This is a genomic window from Phycicoccus sp. Soil802 (assembly GCF_001429605.1).
In the GTDB taxonomy this organism is placed as follows: domain Bacteria; phylum Actinomycetota; class Actinomycetes; order Actinomycetales; family Dermatophilaceae; genus Pedococcus.
The window spans coordinates 395,223-414,500 of record NZ_LMSS01000003.1; the positions used below are offsets into that span (position 1 = coordinate 395,223).

Consider the following 19,278-nt stretch of genomic DNA (forward strand, 5'->3'; position numbering starts at 1 on the left):
TTGCACTCTCCCGGGGAGAGTGCCAATAATGGCGTTAGCACTCTCACCCTGAGAGTGACAATCCAGGCCAGTCCAGGTGAGGTCCGGGGAACGCGGCGACGTGAGCCGTGCGAGCCGGTCCGTCCGTCGCGGGCACCCGCTGGCCACCGCTTACGTTTCGCGTGGGAGGAACCACCCGAATGGCCAAGATCATCGCTTTCGATGAAGAGGCTCGCCGCGGTCTCGAGCGGGGAATGAACATCCTCGCCGACGCCGTGCGCGTCACCCTCGGTCCGAAGGGCCGCAACGTCGTCCTCGAGAAGAAGTGGGGAGCCCCCACGATCACCAACGATGGCGTGTCCATCGCCAAGGAGATCGAGCTCGACGACCCGTACGAGAAGATCGGCGCAGAGCTGGTCAAGGAAGTTGCCAAGAAGACGGATGACGTCGCCGGCGACGGCACGACCACTGCCACCGTCCTCGCCCAGGCCCTCGTCAAGGAGGGTCTGCGCAACGTCGCCGCAGGCGCCAACCCGATGGCCCTCAAGCGTGGCATCGAGAAGGCCGTCGAGGCCGTCTCCGCCCAGCTGCTCGAGATGGCCAAGGACGTCGAGACCAAGGAGCAGATTGCTTCGACGGCCTCGATCTCCGCTGCTGACCCCCAGATCGGCGAGATGATCGCCGAGGCCATGGACAAGGTCGGCAAGGAAGGCGTCATCACCGTCGAGGAGTCCAACACCTTCGGCCTCGAGCTCGAGCTCACCGAGGGCATGCGCTTCGACAAGGGCTACATCAGCCACTACTTCGTCACCGACACCGAGCGCATGGAAGCCGTCCTCGAGGACCCCTACGTCCTCGTGGTCAACTCCAAGATCTCCGGCATCAAGGACCTGCTGCCCCTCCTCGAGAAGGTCATGCAGTCCGGCAAGCCGCTGCTGATCATCTCGGAGGACGTGGACGGCGAGGCCCTGTCGACCCTCGTGGTCAACAAGATCCGGGGCACCTTCAAGTCGGTCGCCGTCAAGGCTCCCGGCTTCGGTGACCGTCGCAAGGCCATGCTGGCCGACATCGCCATCCTCACCGGTGGCCAGGTCATCTCCGAGGAGGTCGGCCTCAAGCTCGACACCGCGGAGCTCGACCTGCTCGGCCGCGCCCGCAAGGTCGTCGTCACCAAGGACGAGACGACCATCGTCGAGGGTGCTGGCGACGCCGACCAGATCCAGGGTCGGGTCAACCAGATCCGCGCCGAGATCGACAAGTCGGACAGCGACTACGACCGCGAGAAGCTGCAGGAGCGCCTGGCCAAGCTGGCCGGCGGTGTTGCGGTCATCAAGGCCGGTGCCGCGACCGAGGTCGAGCTCAAGGAGCGCAAGCACCGCATCGAGGACGCCGTGCGCAACGCCAAGGCTGCCGTCGAGGAGGGGATCGTCGCCGGTGGTGGCGTGGCCCTGCTCCAGGCGACCAAGGCCGCGTTCGAGAAGCTCGAGCTCGAGGGTGACGAGGCCACCGGTGCGAACATCGTTCGCGTCGCAGCCTCCGCTCCGCTCAAGCAGATCGCGATCAACGCCGGTCTCGAGGGTGGCGTCGTGACGGAGAAGGTCAGCACGCTCGCAGCAGGGTGGGGCCTCAACGCCGCCACCGGCGAGTACGTCGACCTCATCGCCGCCGGCATCATCGACCCGGCCAAGGTGACGCGTTCCGCGCTCCAGAACGCCGCGTCGATCGCCGCGCTGTTCCTCACCACCGAGGCCGTCATCGCCGACAAGCCCGAGAAGGCTGCGCCGATGGCCCCCGGTGGCGACGAGATGGGTGGCATGGGCTTCTAGTCCGAGCCAGCCACACGGCATACGCCACACCGCTGAAGGGCGGTCCACCGAGAGGTGGGCCGCCCTTTCGCACGCCCCGACGGAGCAGGACTTCCGTTACGTCGCCAAGCGAGGGGTATGCCGTGTAGAACGGTCCTCGTGTCGACTCACCCTCCCGCCGGTCCCCTCGTCCTGGGGCCGCTGCTCCGCTACATCGGCGAGAGGTCGGCGACGATCTGGGTCCAGACCCGGGACGCCGCGGTGGTGCGGGTCCGCGCGTTCGACCACGAGTGGTCCGCGCCGACCTTCGGGGCCCATGACCGGCACTACGCCCTGGTCGTGCTCGACGGCCTGGAGCCGGGTTCGGCCAGCGACTACGAGGTCGACATCGACGACGAGCGGGTCTGGCCCGAGGCCGAGCCGGAGCGCACCGACCTGCCGCCCAGCCGGATCCGGACCCTGGTGCGCAGCGAGCCCACCCGCCTCGCCTTCGGCTCCTGTCGCACCAGCGTGCCGCACGACGCCGACGGGAACGCGAGCAACGGCGTCGACGCGCTCCGCGCCTACGCCCACCACCTGAGCCGGCCCGAGCGGCAGGAGGCCGACTGGCCGCACCTGCTGTGCTTCCTCGGCGACCAGGTGTACGCCGACGAGACCAGCGAGCCGATGCGCGAGTACATCGCCTCGCGGCGGAGCCTCGACGAGCCACCGGGCGAGGAGCTCAAGGACTTCGTGGAGTACTCCCACCTCTACTGGCTGGCGTGGACCGACCCGCTCAACCGCTGGCTGCTCTCGACGTTGCCGAGCGCGATGATCTTCGACGACCACGACATCCGCGACGACTGGAACACCTCGCAGAGCTGGCACCGCGAGATGAACCAGACCTCCTGGTGGCACGAGCGGATCGTCGGCGGGCTCTCCTCCTACTGGGTGTACCAGCACGTCGGCAACCTCTCGCCGGAGGAGCTGGCCGACGACGAGGTGTGGCAGCAGATCGTGGCCCACGCGGAGTCCGGGATGAGCGACGAGCTCGACCTGACCCAGGTGCTCGACGAGCTCGCCGAGCGGGTGGACACCAAGCCGGAGACCTACCGCTGGAGCTACGCCCGCGACCTGGGGGAGTCCAAGCTCGTGGTGGTGGACTCGCGCGCGGCGCGGGTGCTGCAGCCCGAACGACGCTCGATCCTCGACGACGACGAGCTCGCCTGGCTCGACGGCCAGCTGCGGGGCGACGTGGACCACCTGTTCATCGGCACCTCCCTCCCGTTCTTCATCGCGCAGGGCATCCACGACCTCGAGGCGATCAACGAGGCGATGGCGACCGGGGCCTGGGGGCCACGGGTGGCCAAGTGGGGCGAGAAGATGCGCCGCGCCCTCGACCTCGAGCACTGGGCCGCCTTCCAGGAAGGGTTCGCCGCCGTCCTCGACATGGTGGTGCAGGTCGCCCACGGCGAGCGCGGGAAGGCGCCGGGGACGATCACCTTCCTGTCCGGCGACGTGCACAACTCGTACGTGACCGAGATCAGCCCCGACCAGCTGGGCGGCGGCAGCAGCCGGATCCTGCAGGCGGTGTGCTCACCCATCCGCAACCCCCTGCCGCGTCAGGTCCGCATCGCGCAGGCCGTCCTCGGCAAGGGTCTGGCCCGTCCGCTCCAGTTCCTCGTGGGCCGCACCGAGAAGGTGCCCAGCGCGCCATACCAGTGGTCGGTGACCCAGGGACCGTGGTTCGACAACAACCTCGCCACCCTCGAGGTGCGCGGACGCGGCCTGGTGATGCGCTGGGAGGCCGGCGAGGTCAGGGGCGACCGCTACGACGCCCCCGAGCTGCGCCAGGTGGCCCGGGTCTCGATCAGCTGAGCGCGGGCACGTTCACCGGCCGTCCACCGTTTGGTGGACAGCCGGTAGGCGGACTGGGGGTTCACTCAGGGTGGGCTCAGGGTCGAACCTGAATGCGTCGCAGTGACCGCGTCCCTACCTTTGACGAGAACGGAATCCACCATGAGCCGGGAGCCTGAGATGACTGCGACACCCCTGACCGCCGACGCCCCCGTGGCGTCCACCACGCGCGCTGCCGCCGCCCGGGTCGTGAACCTGCACAAGGTCTACGGCAAGGGGGAGGCCGAGGTCCGCGCCCTCGACGGGGTCAGCGTCGACCTGGCCCGCGGGGAGTTCACCGCGATCATGGGGCCGTCCGGGTCCGGCAAGTCGACGATGATGCACTGCGCGGCCGGCCTCGACGCCGTGACCAGCGGTGAGGTCTACATCGGCGACGTCGACATCACCCGGCTCAAGGACAAGGCCCTGACCACCCTGCGCCGCGACCGGATCGGGTTCGTCTTCCAGTCCTTCAACCTCATCCCGACCCTCAACGCGGAGGAGAACATCCTCCTGCCCCTGGCGATCGCAGGGCGCAAGGCCGACCCGGCCTGGTTCGACACCGTGATCCAGACCGTCGGGCTGCGCGACCGGCTCAGCCACCGACCGAACGAGCTCTCGGGTGGTCAGCAGCAGCGGGTCGCCTGCGCGCGTGCCCTGGTGAGCAAGCCCGAGATCGTCTTCGCCGACGAGCCCACGGGCAACCTCGACTCGACGTCCGGCGCCGAGGTGCTCGGCTTCCTGCGGCGCAGCGTCGACGAGTTCGGGCAGACCATCGTCATGGTCACCCACGACCCGGTCGCCGCCGCCCACACCGACCGGGTGGTCTTCCTCGCGGACGGCCGCGTCGTCGACGAGATGCGTGAGCCGACCGCGGACAAGATCCTCGAGCGGATGAAGCGCCTCGACGTGCGGATCCAGCCCGACCCGGCAGGCGCCTGACCATGTTGCGGGCCAGCTGGAAGAGCCTGCTCGGCCGCAAGCTGCGGCTGTTCATGAGCGCCTTCGCCATCATCCTCGGGGTCTCGTTCGTCTCGGGGTCGTTCATCTTCACCGACACCCTGAGCCGGGCCTTCGACGGCATCGTCAACACCGTGGGCGAGGTCGTCGTCCGGCCCGACACCGCGAGCAGTGACTTCGACTCCGGACCCACGTCCAAGACCGTGCCGGGCAGCCTCGTGCAGACCCTGTCGGGGCTGCCCGACGTGGCCCGCGCCGACGGCAACGTCACCGACCCCACCACGTTCGTCGTGTCCAAGAAGGGCAAGCTGATCGGCGGTGGTGGCCCACCCGGGCTCGGCCTCTCGTGGAACGACGCCCCGACCACCGGTGGTGAGCCACCGGCGACGATCGCCGAAGGGCACTGGCCGAACACGTCGGGTGAGGTGGTGCTCGACACCGGCACCGCCCGCCGGGCCGACTACGTCGTGGGCGACACCGTCACCCTGGTGACCAGCGGTGCGAAGCCGAAGGTCACCGCCACCCTCGTCGGGCTGGCCGAGTTCAAGGGCGGGACGGTCGGGGCGACGCTCGCCTTCTTCGACACCAAGACCGCCCAGGACCTCTATTACGGCGGCAAGGACGAGTTCTCGGACGTCTGGGTGACGGCCAAGGACGGCACCAGTCCTGAGGACCTCGCAGCCAGCATCCAGTCCGCACTGCCCAAGGGTTTCGAGGCCGTGACGGGCGCGTCCGTGGCCAAGGAGCAGGCGACCGGCATCAACCAGGCGCTCTCCTTCATCAACATCTTCCTGCTCGTCTTCGCCGGGATCGCCCTGTTCGTCGGGTCGTTCCTCATCATCAACACCTTCTCGATCCTCGTGGCGCAGCGCAGCCGTGAGCTCGCGATGCTGCGAGCCCTCGGCGCGGGGCGGCGACAGGTGACCGGGTCGGTGCTGTTCGAGGCCTTCGTCGTCGGGCTGGTCGGGTCGACCGTCGGCCTGGGCGCGGGGTTCCTCCTCGCGCTCGGCATCCAGGCGCTCTTCGCGCGCTTCGGCCTCGACCTCAGCGGATCGCCGCTCGTCTTCCAGCCGAGCACCGCCCTCATCGCGTATGCCGTGGGCATGGTCGTGACGATGCTGGCCGCCTACCTGCCCGCTCGCCGCGCAGGCAAGATGCCCCCGGTGGCAGCCATGCGCGACGACATCGCGCTGCCGGAGGCGACCCTGCACCGGCGCATCTGGATCGGCTCGGTGCTGTTCGTCATCGGGCTCTGGAACACCTTCCTCGGCGCCTTCACGCCGATCGACCACTCGTCCTACTGGGTGGGCTCCGGGGTGTTCGCGCTGGTGATGGCCGCGATCCTCACGAGTCCCGTCGTGGGCCGGCCGGTCATCCACCTGCTGGGCCTGGCCTACCGCCGGCTGTTCGGCGCGGTGGGGTTGATGGCTGAGCAGAACGCGACCCGCAACCCTCGTCGCACCGCGGCGACGGCGTCCGCCCTGATGATCGGGCTGACCCTCGTGGCGATGATGTCGGTCTTCGGCGCCTCCGCGAAGGCCAGCGTCGACAAGTCGATCAACGAGAACTTCGCCGCCGACTACGTGGTCTCCAACGCGATCGGCCAGCCGTTCTCGACGACGGTCACCCGTGACGTCGCCGCCGTCCCGGGCGTCGCGGTGGTCAGCCCGATGCGCTACCTCGGGGTCTCGGTCAACGGCGACAGGGGCTTCGCAGCTGCTGTGGACCCGGTCGCCCTCGGCAAAGCCGTGCCGATCGACTTCACCAGTGGCTCGCTGGCCGCGTTGAAGCCGGGCACCCTCCTGCTCTCGGACGACCGCGCCACCACGCTGGGTGTGTCGGTCGGCAGCAAGGTCGACACCGACATCTCGGGCACCAAGGGGACGGCCACGGTCGTCGGCGTCTTCAAGAGCACCGCGGCCCTGCCCAACTCGATCATCGTCACGCTGACCGACGCCGACGCTGCGGGGGTGCCCCAGCAGGACAGCGCCGCCTTCGTGGTGCGGTCCCCGGGGGCCGACCCCAAAGCGGTCGAGGCAGGCATCGAGAAGGTCATCGCAGACCTGCCGTCGGTCACGCTCAAGAACCAGGACGAGTTCGCCGCGGAGCAGCGGGCTCCGATCGACCAGCTGCTCTACATCATCTACGCGCTGCTCGGCCTGGCTGTGGTGATCGCCGTCCTCGGCATCATCAACACCCTCGCGCTGTCGGTGATCGAGCGGACCCGGGAGATCGGGCTGCTCCGGGCGGTGGGACTGAGCCGGCGACAGCTGCGGACCATGCTGCGGCTGGAGTCGGTCGCGATCGCCCTGCTCGGCGCGGTGCTCGGGGTCGCCCTCGGCCTCGCCGCCGGGTGGGCGCTGCAGCGCAGCCTCGCCGACGAAGGGATCGACGTGTTGTCGATCCCTGGCGGCCAGCTGGCGATCTTCGTGGTGCTGGCCGGGATCGTGGGTGTGCTCGCGGCCCTGTGGCCCGGGCGACGGGCCGCCCGGCTCGACGTCCTCAAGGCCATCACGACCGAGTAGCCGGCCACCCGGCATACCTCCGACGGCTCCCGACCCCGGGTCTTTGATGGGTTGACCACACCCTGGTGTGGACGATCGATCAAAGACTCCGGGATCGGGCGCGTCCGGTCAGCTGAACATGCGCAGGGTCTGGGCCTCGGTCTCGGCGTAGTGCGCGCCGGCCGCTGCCAACACCGAGCCGATCGAGTCGAGCGACGTGCGCACCTGCTTCTGGGTGCCCTGCCACTCGGAGACGAGCGACTGGAACCGCGCCGAGGCCGAGCCGGTCCAGGCTCCCTGCAGCCCGGTCAGGCGGGCCATCATCGCCGTGACCTGGCCGTCGATCTCGGTCGAGATGCGGGCGATGTCGCCCGAGGCGGCCTGGATGCGCTCGGTGTCCACCGTGAACTGTGCCGACATGGTTGTCCTCCTGACGAGTGCGGCGCCCCCGTGGCCTCCGCCTGTGGCGAGGCTAGGGGCGGCGCGCGGCCGGCCCGCCCGGTTGTCCACAGGCTCCCTCCGGGACGGGTAGCGTCAGGCGGGTGACCATCTGGATCGACCCGCCGGCGTGGCCCGCCCATGGCCGGCTGTGGTCACACCTCGTCAGTGACACGTCCTACGACGAGCTGCACGTCTTCGCTGCGGCACAAGGGATTCCGGCCCGTGGCTTCGAAGGCGACCACTACGACGTGCCCGAGGAGTGGTACGCCGCGCTGGTCGCTGCGGGCGCCACGCCGGTGGACGGCCGTGAGGTCGTGCGGATCCTCCAGCGCAGCGGCCTGCGCATCCAGAAGCGTCGGCACGAGCGGGTCGTCCGGGCTGTCCCCGACGCACCGTGGCTGCCGCCGGGTTCCCGGGCCGACGTGATCGCATCGCGCCAGGACGATGCGCCGGCCAACACGGTGGTGGTGCGCCTTGTGCTGCTGCGCGGACCCGACCTCCTCGTCGTGGAGCGCCCCGACGGTGGTGCCGACCTCCCCTCGCGACGGGTCGGTGACGGCTCCGTGCCCGAGGCCGTGGGCGAGCTGGTCCGCGAGCTGCTGGGCAGCCCGGCCGCGCTGGCGCCGCACCTGGTGGGCTACGTCCGCAACACGGTGCCGACGCCCGACGACGGCTACCCGTGGCCGACGCCGAAGGCCTGCTTCGCCGTCTTCGCGGACCGCATCCTCGAGTCCGACGACGCTTCAGTCGGCACCTGGCGCGGCTGGTCGGACGCGACCGCCGAGCTGTCGGGTCGGCACTGGTGGCCCCTCGTCGACCACCTCGACCGGGTGGCCCGGTGAGCCGCCTGGTCGCCTCCGTCCCGGGGGCGACCTTCGCCGATGGCTCCGCGGCCGACGTCGAGCTGTGGCTGTCGGACGAACCGGTCGACGAGGAGAGCGTGTTCGTGGCCACCATGGTGGTGACGGATGCGACCGGCCGGTATGCCGTGGCCTACAGCCCGCGGCGCCGCGAGTGGAGCATCCCGGGCGGCTGGCGCGAGCCCGGGGAGTCGGTGCTCGAGTGCGCCCTGCGCGAGGTCTGGGAGGAGACCGGTCTGCGGCTGGAGCCGGGTGCCGTGCGGGTGTTCGGTCACGAGGTCTACACGCCCCGGTCGCGGCACGGTCTCTGGCCCGAGGGCGGAGGGTCGATGCAGGTCTTCCGCGCCATGCTCCCGGTGGCGGGACCGGAGCTCGTGGCGTCCGAGCCCGACGCGGTCGACCCGAGGTGGGTGAGCGCCGAGGAGTTCGAGGCCCTGGCCGGCAGCCGGTTCTGGTGGCCCCTGGTCGCCGCGGCGATGGCCGAAGGGGACTGAGGGCTCAGCCGGTGAGCAGCCCGAGCTCGGCGGCAAGGTTGACGCGGGCCGCGTCCTCCCACGACTCCCGGGCGAACTCGGTGGCGTAGATCGTCTCGCGGTCGAGGAACGGACGCAGGATCGAGGCCCGCGCCGCGCGGAACACGTCGTCGGGCACGGCGGCATACTCCTCGCGCACCTGAGCGGTGTACTCGTCGTACCGCCCGGGCGGTGCGCTGAGGATCCACAGGTCGGAGTCGTGGAAGGCGCCGGCCAGGGGCGTGCCAGTGAGCTCGTGGTCGTGGGTCGACAGCACCAGGTCGCGCACCGTCTCCACGTCCTCGCCCGGGAAGCCCAGCGCCGAGAGGTCGCGCACGGCGAGGTCGGCGCTCATGATCTCGTTCTCCCCACCCGAGCTCGTGGTGTCGTAGACGGCGTCGTGGAACCACGCCGCGATGCGGGCTAGGGCGGTCTGCCGCGCGGACACCACCCCCGCTTCCTCGAGGTCTTCGAGAGCCCAGAACATCTCCACCACGTGTCGGGCCGTGTGGTAGCGGCGGTGCTCCTCGCCCAGCCGACGCAGGAGGTCCTCCCCGACGGCCCGGACGGCGTCGGAGTGCGCTCCGGGGGCGAGCTCGGCGACGTCGAGCGTCCACCACGTGATCAGTGCCGGCACGAGCGCGATTCTGGCAGAGATCGCGGCCGTCAGGCGGGACCCAGCTGGGCGGGTAGCGATTCGGCGTGCACGACGGTGAGGGCCGAGACCGCTCGCGTGAGCACGACATAGAGGCGTCGGAGGCCGGTGCGCTCGTCGGGCTCGGCCGCGGCGATGGCGGCCGGCTCGACCACGACGACCCGGTCGAACTCCAGTCCCTTGGCCACCGTCGCCGGGACCACGTCGACCTGGTGGTCGATGTCGCCGTGGTCCTGGCCGAGCACGCCGTGGTCGATCCCGTTGCGCTGCAACGAGGCTGACAGGGCCTCGACCATGGCATCGGGTGCGATGACCCCGATCGAGCCCGGCTCCGCGAGCTCCGCAGCGACTACCCGGGCGACCTGGTCGTGCAGGGTGGCGGCGTCGGTCGCCACGAGGTCGAGCCGGCCGGGGTTGTCGCGCACCGAGACCGGGGTGCCGAGCCCGGGCGCCATGTGGGGGAGCAGCTGGGCGGCGTACTCGATGACACTGGCGGGCACGCGGAAGCCCCGGTCGAGCACCTCGACGTGGCTGCCGGGCTTGCCCAGGTGGTGCAGGGACGACTCCCACGAGTCGGTCGCCCACGGCGTGGTGCCCTGGGCGATGTCGCCGAGGACTGTTGCCGCGCCGGTGGAACAGCGCCGACCCACGGCGCGCAGCTGCATGGGGGAGAGGTCCTGCGCCTCGTCGAGCACGACGTGACCGAGGGAGGGGGTGCGGGCGATGTGGTCGCCGAGCTCGTCCAGCAGCACGGTGTCGGCCCGCGACCACTTGGCGGATCCCTGGGTGCGAGGTGGGTTGTCCCACACCAGGATCCGCCGCTCGTCGTCGCTCAGCAGGTCCGACGAGTGGCGCTCCAGCTCGGCGGGGTCCGACAGGAGGGAGAAGAGCACAGCCTTGGCGTCGAGCGCCGGCCAGAGCGTGGTGACGTACTTCTTCACCACCGCGGAGCGCGCGACCTGGTCCTGCACGCGGTCGTCGGGGGAGTCGCCGGATCCCTCCATCTTCAACAGGACCGCGTGGGCGAGCCGCTGCGGGAGCATCTGCCGGGCCGCGTCGTAGCGCACGCCGCGGGACCGCAGCTCGTCGAGGATCTCGTTGACCTCGTATGCCGGCACCCGCCACTTGCGCACGCCGCGCGGCACCACGAGCGGCTCGGTCGCAGGCTGCACGGCCGACCACACGGCATACCGGAGCACCTCGGCGAGCCGTGCGTCGCCCTTGAGGACCGCGGTCTCGGTGGGGTCGGTCCCCCGGACCGGAACGGAGGCGACCAGCTCCTCGATGGTGGTGTGGCCGACGGCGACCTCGCCGAGGGCCGGCAGCACCGCGCCGATGTGCTCGAGGAAGGCGCGGTTGGGTCCGATGACGAGGACGCCGGAGCGGGCCAGCCGGTCACGGAACGCATAGAGCAGCCAGGCCGCTCGGTGCAGGCCGACGGCGGTCTTGCCCGTGCCCGGGGCGCCCTGGACGCAGATGGTCTGCTCGGCGCCGGCCCGGACGATCTCGTCCTGCTCGGGCTGGATGGTGGCCACGATGTCGCGCATCGGCCCCACGCGCGGGCGCTCGATCTCCTCGGCGAGGATCTGGCTGCGGACGTCGTGCTCGGCGCGGTCCTGGAGGTGCTCGTCCTCGTAGGCAGTGATCGCGCCACGGTCGAGCCCAAACCGTCGCCGCAGGACCACGCCCATCGGCTCGGTGCGCGAGGCCCGGTAGAAGGCGGTCGACATGCCCGCCCGCCAGTCGATGACGAGCGGGTCGCCGTCGGTGTCGGCGACGTGGCGTCGACCGATGTACCAGCGCTCGTCCGTATCGGTGTCGATCCGCCCGAAGAAGAGGGTGGTCGAGGGGTCGTCCTGGAGGGACGCGGCCCGCAGGTGGAGGGTTCGGGCCAGGTGCTCCGCCGAGATCGGGTCGTGGGCCTGGACCTTGAGCGAGAGGGTCTGCTCCCGCATCGCGGCGAGGGCCTCGCGGGCCGCCCCGAGGTAGTCCTGCTCACGCTTCAGTTCCGGAGTGGGGGCGGTAGCAGACACAAGGGTCTACCTTGCCACCGAGTCGGCACCGCGTCGAACGGTTTTGGGTCCGTTCCCGGTCGCCGGAGGCTCTTGGCGACGTCCGGTGGTGGGGCGTGGGGATGGCTCGGAAGAACTACTTTCCCTCGTTGGGTAGTAAAAAGTCGGTAAAGCCGGTGTTTGCCTCGACTTCCTTGCGCCAGAGTCATCCCCGATCGCCACCGCCTGGGGGATGGCGCCTGGGTTTTCGGGGGAAGTATGTCCGCGTTGAAGTCGTCGCGTGTGCTGTCGTCATCGTTCCGCGGAGGGCGGCTCCGCCCCAGCCTGAAGGTCGCGGCGATTGCCGTGACCTCGGCGCTGACGCTCACGATCGGGGTCGTGGAGCCGGCGGCGGCAGCGTCGACGGTGACCAAGGCGAAGGCCGAGAAGGTGACCTCCCGTCCGGATGAGGTGTCGGCGCGCGTGACTGCCCGCGCCCAGGGCACGCGGGTGGAGGTCGAGTCGCTGCGGGACGAGCGGTCCACGACGTGGGCGAACCCCAACGGGACGATGACCACCCAGGCCCACGCCGGGCAGATCCGGTTCAAGGACACGAAGGGCCAGTGGCGCGACGTCGACCTGACCCTGGAGGCGGCCGCCGACGGCACGGTGGCGCCGAAGGGGCACCCGCAGGGTCTGTCCCTCGCGGGTGCGGGCAAGGCTGCCGGTGGCGTGGCCAAGGGCGCGACGGACACCGACCTGGTGTTCGCGGAGCAGGGCAAGGGCAAGCGCAAGCAGGACCGTGACGTCACCCTCGGGTGGGGTGGCGGCAAGCTCGGCACCCCCGTGTTGTCCGGCACCACAGCGACCTACAAGGACGTCAAGCCCGGCATCGACCTGGTCGTCGACACCCGGCGGACCGGTTACGAGACCCACCTGGTGATCAAGACGGCGGCGGCGCTGGCTTCGCTGCAGGCGGCCGCCAAGAACGGCCCCGTGGCGTGGGACATCCCGGTCAAGACCAAGGGTCTGAGTGCGCGGTCGGAGAAGGACGGGTCGGTGTCGTTCGTCGACGCCGACGGCCAGGTCGCCTCGCGGGTCGCGGCCCCGATCGCGTGGGACGCGGCGGTCGACGCCAGGTCGGGCAACCGGGTGAACGAGTCACCGGTGGTGATGACCGTGACCCAGAAGGGATCCGGGAAGGCCGTCCTGACACTCACGCCCGACCAGGACTGGCTGACCAGCACCGACCGGAAGTTCCCGATCACGATCGACCCCAGCTATGCCTCGGGCACCTCGACCGCGTCGTTCGACACGTACGTCTCGTCGGCCTACCCGACCGCGACCTACTCCACGTCGACCGAGCTGCGGGTCGGCACGTATGACGGGGGAGGCGACAAGTACCGGTCGTTCCTGACCTTCCCGATCAGCGGCGCCGGCATGAACGCCAAGGACATCGTCTCGGCGTCCCTCTCCCTCTACGAGTTCCACTCGTGGTCCTGCACGGCCAAGCCGTTCTACGTCTACTCGGCTTCGGGCGGCACCTCGGCGACGAACTGGAACAACCAGCCCGCTGGCGGCACGAACTACGGGTCGCTGTCGGTCGCCAAGGGCTTCTCCTCGTCGTGTGCCGGTGGGCGGGTCAGCGTACCGATCACCTCCATGATCCAGTGGTGGACGGACAGCGGCTCGTCCGCAGGCGGCATCCGCTTGTCCGCGTCGGAGACCGACAGCTACGGCTGGAAGAAGTTCTACTCGGTCGACTCGACCCAGGACCCCTACATCACCTTCACCTACAACCGGAAGCCGAACGCGGCCACGGCCCCGACCATGGAGGCTGCCTACACGCCGTCCTACAAGGACCCGCGCGATGGCCTGACCTACCTGTTCACCTCCGACTCCACCCCGCGGTTCTACTCCAAGGCCACCGACCCCGACGGTTCCACGGTGTCGGTGACGTTCGAGGTGCACAGCTCGACGGCGGGCACTGCGGCGTCCAAGGTCTCCTCGTGCGCCACCGGCTACGGGGCGTCGGGGACGAGCGTCTACTGCTCGCCCACGACGGCATTGGCCAACAACACCTACTACTACGCCCGGGCCGCGGTGCAGGACGACCGGCACCTGTGGAACGGCACGTGGTCGGCGTGGACCAAGTTCGGCACCGCCTACAACAACCCGCCGGCCCCGACGGTGAGCTGCCCGGGGTACAGCGACGGGTCGTGGACCGACACGGCCCCCAGCGCAGATGTCACCTGCACGATCAAGGCCACGGGAATCACCAACGACTGGTCCACTCCCGGGTACCTCGACCTGACGGTCGACGGGGTGGTCAAGCCGAGGATGACGATCACGCCTACCAACGACCCCAACGTGGTTGCGACGACGGTCACGATCCCCAAGACCGCCAACGGGTCCCACATCATCATCGCCACCGCTGTGGCGCGTACGCTGAAGACCACGTCCAAGACGGTCGGCTTCGGGTGGGGTGGAGCCTCGGTCAGCGCCCCGACGGTGGGAACTGCTTCGTCGGGCAAGATCGCGATCAAGGCCGCCGGGCCGCCGCGCGCCTCGTCGGCGAGCGTGACCGGCAAGGTCCAGTGGCGGGTCGCCGGGTCAGGCAACGAGACGACCGGCTGGACCGACGGGCCGACCGTGCCGGTCACCAACGCCGCGGGCGCTGCGCCCAGCGCGAGCGATCCCGTCGTGGTGAACAGCTCGTTCACCCTCGCCTCGGCCGTTCGCGAAGCCGGTGCCTCCGCGGACCTCAACTCCCGCGTGCCGGTGCTGTTGGACGTGCAGGTCTGCTTCACGTATGCCGGTGTGTCCACTCCGCAGTGCACGTGGTCGCAGTCGCCGCGCTCGGTCACGCGGGTCCCGCACGCCTTCGGGAACGGCTACCCCACGGCTGACGCCGGACCGGGCCAGGTGGCGTTGTTCACGGGTGAGTTCAACACCTCCGCCACGGACGTGTCGGTCCCCGGCTACTCCGGTGACCTGGCCCTGTCTCGGTCGCACACCAGCTTCGACGGTGACGGGACGGTCGCCGGCTGGCCCACCGACCCGGTGACCGGAGTCTTCGGGCCCGGCTGGACCGCGTCCTTGGAGGGCCCTGACGCCGGAGCTGCCGGGTTGCAGGTGATCGACAACACCCGGTCGGACGGCACGATCGTCCTGGTCGACGAAGAGGGCGAACCGCTGGTCTTCCAGACCCCGACCAAGGACCGCGCCTACAAGGTCACCGTGACCGGGTCGGCCAAGTCGCCGTACCTGCCCGCCACGACCGACACCACCGCAGCAGCGGCGGACCTGACGGTCACCAACAGCACAGCTGCCGCGGGTGCCTCGATGCTCATGACGCTGAAGGAGGAGGACGGCACCGTCACCTCCTGGGCACCGGTGGCGTACTCGGCGACGGCCGACACCGACTGGGTGCCGGTCTCGGTGAACGAGCCGGGTCAGGTCGGGTCGACCACCTACGGCCATGACACGACCGGGCGCGTGACGCGCATCGTCGCGGCGGTGCCGCCGAACGGCGCCACCCCTCCGGCGGCCGCTGTCACCTGCCCCACGTCGGGCACGCTCGTCAAGGGCTGCCGCGGGCTCGACATCACCTACGCGACGGCCACCACGGCCACCGCCACGACCCCGGGCGACTACTCCGGCCGGGTCAAGTTCGTCACCGCGACCTTGTGGGACCCGGCCACGGCGACGATGGTCCCGACGGTCGTCGCGACGTATAAGTACGACAGCTCGGGTCGACTGGTGAACGTCACCGACCCCCGCGTCGGCCTCGGCACCGACTACACGTGGGACGGCACCTCCACCCGTCTGGCCTCGGTCAAGTCTTCTGGACTTGCCGCCTTCCGGTTGAGCTACGACTACAGCACCCCCGCGACGCCGCGGGTCGCCGCTGTCACCCGGGACAACCCGGCTGGCTCCGGGAGCGCCGTCACGCTGGCCCGCTACAACTACGCGGTCCCGCTCTCCGGGACAGGCCTGCCGGACCTGACCTCCGACTCGGCCACCGACCAGGTGCGTCTGTGGAACCAAGCGAGCAACCCGATCACCGGTTACGCCGTGTTCGGCGCCGACTACCCGAGCACCGACCCGATCTCGGGGGCTGGCGTCGACTGGTCCAAGGCTGACCTGCAGTACGCGGACGACCAGGGCTACACCGTCAACGCTGCGACGTATGGTGCCGGCGGCTGGCAGGTCACCGCGACCGACTACGACGGCAAGGGCAACACCGTCCGCGAGCTCGACGCCGGCGCGACCAAGTCAGTCCGCGACGCCGCCAGCAGCGGCACGGCCCTCGACGCAGGGCAGGTCGACGCACTGTCGGCCCAGACCGTCTACAACGCTGACATCCTCGACAGCACCGGGAAGGTCGTCACCGAAGCCGGAACGCTGGTCACCGACACCTACGGCCGTGCCCGCAACGCCTGGGTCAACGCCGACGCCAACAACAACGGCGTCGTGGGCGATCCGGGTGATGTGACCTCGGTGCGCCCCCACACCAGGACCGTCTACGACCAGGGCGCGCCGAACGTCGTCAACGGCGTCGGCACCAACCCGGCCAACGGGGAGCCCTACCGGCTGCCGACCACGGTAACGGTCGGTGCGACGACAAGCGGCGCCAGCACGGGTCAGGCCCACCTCGAGACGACGTCCACCACCGTCAACAGCTACGCCAAGCTGGTCAGCACGGACGCCACCGAAGGCGACCCGTGGGCTCTGGGGAGCCCGACCAAGGTCACCACGGCAGGCATCACGCAGACCACTCGCTACGACACCGAGGGCCGGGCCACCGAGTCCCGTCAGCCGCTCTCGAGCGGCGCCGACGCCGGGACCACCAAGACCCTCTACTACACGGCATACGCCAACGCCGCTGACGCCGCGTGCGGCAACAAGGTCGAGTGGGCTGGCCTGGCCTGCCGCACGCTGCCCGCTGCCGCCCCCTCCGCCGGAGCCGGGGGAGCGGCCACGCTGCCCGACTCCCGGACCACGGCCTACGACGCGTGGCTGCGGCCGCTCACCGTCGTCGAGACCTCGGGCGCAGTCACGCGGACCACGCAGACGCAGTACGACAGCGTGGGCCGGAGCATCAAGACCTGGACCGACGTCGCGGGGCTCACGGGCTCTACCTCACGGCCGGGGACCTTCACCCACTACATCCCCGCCGGAAGCACCGCGGCAGGCTCGGTCGACTACTCCGGCAACCTCAACGCCGGCAAGACCGACGCCGACCCGGTCGCACGGACCAGCACCACCTACGACGCGTGGGGCCGGGCGCTGACCTCGACCAACGACCTCGGCGACAGCACCACGACCACCTACGTCGCACCCGGTACCCCGGGCGCCGGCAGCGTGGCCACCGTCGCCGACGCCGAGGGCACCACGAGCTTCACCTACGACGGTACTGATGCCGTAGGCAACGCCGAGCGCCGTGGCGTGGTCACCAGCCAGACCATCACCCGCCCCGGCGTCGGAGGGGCCCTGACGTTCAAGGCCGCCTACGACGCCGACGGCAGCCTGGTCACGCAGAAGCTGCCCGGTCAGGTGACCCAGACCAGTGGCTATGACGAGGCGGGTGAACCGGAGTCCCTCACCTACTCGGGCACGGTGCAGCCGGTCAAGCAGAGCGTCGACGCCAATGGCGACCCGATCGAGGACGAGAACGGACCGGTCTACGAGACCAACGGTGCTCCGCTGGCCGACCAGCCTTGGCTGGCCTGGTCGGTCACCAACGACGCCCAGGGCCGGGTCAAGTCCGAGTTCACCGGGCCGTCGGCAGGATTCGACGGCAACCCGGGCGTCAACGACCCGCACGACATCACTGGCTTCGACGTCAGCGATGCGGCGGTCGGCTACAACCGCCTTTACACCTACGACGCCGCGGGTCGCTTGGCTACCGTGGCCGACCACACCGCGAGCGGGCACGGCGCCGACCTCGACGCCTCGCCCTGCATCGTCCGGGCCTACGCGTTCGACAACAACGGCCGACGCAAGACGCTGACGTCGACGGCTCACGCCGATGGAGACTGCGCCGGCACGACCGGGGTGACCACCACCAGTGCGTCGTTCGACAACTACGACACGGCAGACCGGCCCACCCTCGGACAGGGCGGGACGGGGCTGTACGTCTACGACGCGCTCGGCCGGCAGACCACCGTGCCTGCGGTGGACGCGCCGGACCCCACCGGTGGCAACATCACCCTCGGGTACTTCGACGACGACCTGCCGCGATCGGTCGCCCAGGGCGGCACGTCCACGGTGTTCACGCTCGACTCGGCAGGACGCCGGTCAACGGCGACCACGACCACCGGATCGACGACCTCGACCTTGGTGCGGCACTACGCCGATGGTTCGGACAACCCTGCCTGGACCGACAAGGACGGCGCGATCACGCGGTATGCCGAGTCCATCGGTGGCGACCTCGGCCTCACCCTCGCCGTGGACGGGTCCGGCGACCTGACCCTGGCGAACCTGCACGGCGACGTCGTCACCACCGTCCCGGTCGGCGCCACGGCGGCCAGCGGGGACGCGGCGCTCGGGGTCGACGGATGGTCCGACTTCACCGAGTACGGCGCGCCCCGCGCCGGGTCGACGACCGCGACCACCGGTGGCTCGGTCGGCTACGGCTGGCTCGGAGCGAAGCAGCGTTCCACGACGAGCGAGACCGCAGGCCTCACCCTGATGGGCGACCGGCTCTACAACGCGGCGACGGGTCGTTTCACCAGCCTCGACCCCGAGCCAGGCGGTAACGACACCTCCTACAGCTACCCCAACGACCCGATCAACATGTTCGACCTCGACGGCCACTGGGGGTGGCGCAAGATTGGTCGCTGGGCGATGAAGCACAAGTGGGACATCGCTCTGACTGCAACCATGTTCATACCGGGTGTTGGCGCCGCGGCGTGGGCTGTACGAGGTGGAGTATGGGCTGCGCGAGGCATTCGCGCCTACCGGGCGGCTCGGGCGGTTCAGGGGGCGGGACGGATGTCAGGCATCGCCTCTCGGACAGCGAGTTTTTTTCGGAATGGCAACAACGTCCTGAGGATGGGACGTGTCAATGGCCGGCCCTGGCGAATGTCCATTGGTCCTCAGCGAAGGCACTGGATGAAAATGGGACGGGTGCGGCGGAACGTCAGTCGACTCCACGTGCACATGGAGCGCGGAAAGGGCGGCATCGAGTGGCACACTCGGCGCATGACCCATTCCCGAAGGATGTGGGGAAATTGGCAGCCATGACGGACGACCTGATCGAATCTGCGCTCGCCCTCATGCGCGAGGCTGGCTTGGACTGCTTCGCGGACACTTCGTCGAACAGTCCTGTGATTGAGATCCGCACCGGCCAGCCCAATGTGCCGAGGCTCAGGGTGTCGGTTGGTTGGGAGGTTTCTCTCGTAACCACGCCTCGCGGCGACGAACTCCTGTTGATGTCGGACTGGCAGGACGCCATCGGGGCGGTGACCGAGATTGCCCGAGGGCTTGACGCGGGGCAATGGCTGGACCAACAGGGGTCGTCTCTGATTTGGGGTCCGTGGCACAGAGTCATCGTCCGTGGGCACGAGGCCGAGTACGGCTTCACCAAGAGGTTCGAGCGGCACCCGAACAAGCGGGGATCCAGTTACGTTGGCTCGCTCCCGTAGTTGGACGACGCTCCCGACCTCTTGCCCTGGCCTCCTCGGGATCC

11 protein-coding genes are annotated in these 19,278 nt (G+C 69.8%); 8 read left to right on the top strand and 3 right to left on the bottom strand.

Going from position 1 to position 19,278, the window contains the following annotated elements:
* The first annotated feature begins 179 nt into the window (after positions 1 to 179).
* The 4 genes from groL (at position 180) to ASG91_RS08545 (ending at position 7,144) form a co-directional block, all read left to right on the top strand.
* Positions 180 to 1,805, top strand: a complete 1,626-nt coding sequence (gene groL, locus ASG91_RS08530; RefSeq protein ID WP_056922193.1) for a chaperonin GroEL — start codon at positions 180 to 182, stop codon at positions 1,803 to 1,805.
* A 138-nt stretch (positions 1,806 to 1,943) separates the two neighbouring features.
* Positions 1,944 to 3,641 carry an alkaline phosphatase D family protein gene (locus tag ASG91_RS08535; protein WP_235545481.1) on the top strand — a complete coding sequence of 566 codons (1,698 nt, stop codon included), beginning with the start codon at positions 1,944 to 1,946 and terminating at the stop codon, positions 3,639 to 3,641.
* Positions 3,642 to 3,800: 159 nt separating this feature from the next.
* Entirely contained in the window at positions 3,801 to 4,601 is an 801-nt protein-coding gene (locus ASG91_RS08540; RefSeq protein WP_056922195.1) for an ABC transporter ATP-binding protein, read from the top strand.
* Between the two features lie 2 nt (positions 4,602 to 4,603).
* Positions 4,604 to 7,144: an ABC transporter permease gene (locus tag ASG91_RS08545; RefSeq protein WP_056922196.1), complete on the top strand. Its 2,541-nt coding sequence runs from the start codon at positions 4,604 to 4,606 to the stop codon at positions 7,142 to 7,144.
* A 108-nt stretch (positions 7,145 to 7,252) separates the two neighbouring features.
* Here ASG91_RS08545 and ASG91_RS08550 read toward each other — a convergent pair whose 3' ends face one another.
* Entirely contained in the window at positions 7,253 to 7,543 is a 291-nt protein-coding gene (locus tag ASG91_RS08550) for a WXG100 family type VII secretion target (RefSeq protein WP_056922197.1), read from the bottom strand.
* Between the two features lie 122 nt (positions 7,544 to 7,665).
* Between ASG91_RS08550 and ASG91_RS20610 the strand changes: the two genes are divergently transcribed.
* Positions 7,666 to 8,406 carry a DUF4031 domain-containing protein gene (locus ASG91_RS20610; RefSeq protein WP_157606228.1) on the top strand — a complete coding sequence of 247 codons (741 nt, stop codon included), beginning with the start codon at positions 7,666 to 7,668 and terminating at the stop codon, positions 8,404 to 8,406.
* Positions 8,403 to 8,918, top strand: a complete 516-nt coding sequence (locus tag ASG91_RS08560; RefSeq protein ID WP_056922198.1) for an NUDIX hydrolase — start codon at positions 8,403 to 8,405, stop codon at positions 8,916 to 8,918. Before ASG91_RS20610 ends, ASG91_RS08560 begins: the two co-directional genes overlap by 4 nt.
* A 4-nt stretch (positions 8,919 to 8,922) precedes the next feature.
* Here ASG91_RS08560 and ASG91_RS08565 read toward each other — a convergent pair whose 3' ends face one another.
* Together ASG91_RS08565 and ASG91_RS08570 are read right to left on the bottom strand one after the other, a co-directional pair.
* On the bottom strand, positions 8,923 to 9,573 hold the full coding sequence (locus ASG91_RS08565; RefSeq protein ID WP_056922199.1) for a hypothetical protein: 651 nt from the start codon (positions 9,571 to 9,573) through the stop codon (positions 8,923 to 8,925).
* Positions 9,574 to 9,602: 29 nt separating this feature from the next.
* Positions 9,603 to 11,624: an AAA family ATPase gene (locus ASG91_RS08570; RefSeq protein WP_056922200.1), complete on the bottom strand. Its 2,022-nt coding sequence runs from the start codon at positions 11,622 to 11,624 to the stop codon at positions 9,603 to 9,605.
* 246 nt (positions 11,625 to 11,870) lie between these two features.
* On the opposite strand from ASG91_RS08570, the gene ASG91_RS08575 reads away from it, so the two are divergent.
* Complete coding sequence (locus ASG91_RS08575; protein ID WP_162257525.1) at positions 11,871 to 18,833, top strand: DNRLRE domain-containing protein; 6,963 nt, start codon at positions 11,871 to 11,873, stop codon at positions 18,831 to 18,833.
* Entirely contained in the window at positions 18,830 to 19,234 is a 405-nt protein-coding gene (locus tag ASG91_RS08580; protein WP_056922202.1) for a hypothetical protein, read from the top strand. Before ASG91_RS08575 ends, ASG91_RS08580 begins: the two co-directional genes overlap by 4 nt.
* The last annotated feature ends 44 nt before the right edge of the window (positions 19,235 to 19,278 follow it).

Excerpts from the sequence above, each read along its gene's own strand:
- groL (WP_056922193.1), top strand. The coding sequence starts at position 180 with ATGGCCAAGATCATCGCTTTCGATGAAGAGGCTCGCCGCGGTCTCGAG.
- ASG91_RS08540 (WP_056922195.1), top strand. The coding sequence starts at position 3,801 with ATGACTGCGACACCCCTGACCGCCGACGCCCCCGTGGCGTCCACCACG.
- ASG91_RS08545 (WP_056922196.1), top strand. The coding sequence starts at position 4,604 with ATGTTGCGGGCCAGCTGGAAGAGCCTGCTCGGCCGCAAGCTGCGGCTG.
- ASG91_RS08550 (WP_056922197.1), bottom strand. The coding sequence starts at position 7,543 with ATGTCGGCACAGTTCACGGTGGACACCGAGCGCATCCAGGCCGCCTCG.
- ASG91_RS08580 (WP_056922202.1), top strand. The coding sequence starts at position 18,830 with ATGACGGACGACCTGATCGAATCTGCGCTCGCCCTCATGCGCGAGGCT.